Raw genomic sequence first — 356 nt, 5'->3', positions numbered from 1 at the left:
GGCAAGCCTTTAAATAGAGATAACGCGATAAATCAACTTTTGGCTCAAAGTGGAAAAGTCATCACTTTCTATACTGGTCTTGCGGTACATAACACCGTCACAAACCATACAGAAGTCGGCTTTGATTCTTTCGAGGTGCACTTTAGAGATTTAACGCTTGAACAAATCAAACGCTACGTCGACAGGGAAGAACCTTTTTACTGCGCAGGCAGCTTTAAAAGCGAAGGCATGGGAATTTGCTTGTTTACGAAATTAGTTGGTAAAGACCCGAACACACTTGTCGGACTACCATTGATTGATTTGATTGATATGTTGCATGTTCAAGGACTCGATGTCCTTTAACCCAAATACGATAA

General features: G+C 40.7%; 1 protein-coding gene. It reads left to right on the top strand.

Going from position 1 to position 356, the window contains the following annotated elements:
- Nucleotides 1-342 (top strand): Maf family protein (locus IQR33_RS26085; protein WP_193844190.1); only part of this gene is annotated, 342 nt, incomplete at its 5' end.
- Nucleotides 343-356: the final 14 nt, after the last annotated feature.

Source organism: Vibrio sp. OPT46, from assembly GCF_015163535.1.
Taxonomy (GTDB): domain Bacteria; phylum Pseudomonadota; class Gammaproteobacteria; order Enterobacterales; family Vibrionaceae; genus Vibrio; species Vibrio alginolyticus.
The sequence above is the reverse complement of the archived record's forward strand: the minus strand, read 5'-3'. Positions and strand labels throughout refer to the sequence as shown.